General features: G+C 24.8%; 1 pseudogene. It reads left to right on the forward strand.

The features are described 5' to 3' along the window. Window positions 1-1298 (forward strand): annotated as a pseudogene (locus QX51_RS00880) (chromosome segregation protein SMC); the annotation flags it as partial.

The raw sequence follows: 1298 nt of genomic DNA on the forward strand, positions 1-1298 counted from the left end.
AAGTAAATTCTTATTATGAAAATCTTAGAAAATTAAAAGAAGATAATCATAATTTAAATGTAAAGATACAAAATAATAACTATGCTCTAAAAGAATATAGCTCAAAATTAAATGTTTATATTGATATGGAAAATCATTATGAAGGGTTTAATAGAGGAGTTAAAGAGGTTCTTAAAAATAAAAACCTTAAGGGTATATATGGAGCATTAGGACAAGTGGTAACTGTTCCACAGAAATATGAAAAAGCAATAGAAGCAGCGCTAGGCGCTTATATGCAAAACATAATAACATCTGATGAGAATAGTGCAAAAGCTGCCATAAACTACTTAAAACATAATAAAATTGGTAGAGTAACTTTCTTGCCGATGAATATAATTAAATCAAAAAAAATAAACAATATTCAAGCAAGAACTAATTTTATTGGTATTGCCAGTGACTTAATATCTTATGAAGAAAAATATAGAGATATATTAGAAAATATACTAGGAAGAACTGTAGTAATTGACAATATAGATGAAGGAATTAAATTTGCTAGGGAAACTGGACATAAATATAAGGTAGTAACGTTGGAAGGTGAAATATTAAACCCAGGTGGTTCTTTAACAGGTGGTTCGTTAAAATCAAGTGGAAATATTTTATCAAGAAAAAGACTTATAAATGAATTTAATGAAAAGATAAAAGCTACCAAGGAAGAAAATACATCTATACAAGAAAAACTAGTATCTATGGAAAAAGAGATAATAAGTTGTAAAGAGAATATTCAACATTATGAAGAAGAAATAAAAAATCTAGATAAAGAATTAATATTTAGTAATTCTTCTTACTCAAGATATGAAGAAGAGATAAATTCCTTCTTATCTAGTATTAAAAAGCTGGAAAGTGAAAAAGAAAGTCTTGGTTCTAACTTAAGTTATACTCTTCAAAAGAAAGAAGTACTAGAATCTCAGATAAAAGATATTGATGATAAGCATAAGAATAACAAAGAAACTATAGAAACTTTAAGTAAAGAACTTAACAAAGAAAGTGAAATTTATGAAAATGAAAAAAGTAAGTTTGATAATATAAATATTCAGCTTACAAAAGATAAAGAAATTCTTAAATCCTTTAATGCAGATATGGAGAGAATAAAAGAATACCTAAATCAACTTAATAACAAAAAACTTTTAATTGAGAAAGAAAATAATGAAGAAGAAAATGAAATAAAAGATATTGATGAAAAAATAATTATTGAAGATAGAGAAAAGGAAAATTTAAAAACTCAATTAAATGAAAATAATAAAAGTTTAGGAAATTACACG

This window comes from Terrisporobacter othiniensis, from assembly GCF_000808015.1.
Taxonomy (GTDB): Bacteria; Bacillota; Clostridia; order Peptostreptococcales; family Peptostreptococcaceae; genus Terrisporobacter; species Terrisporobacter muris.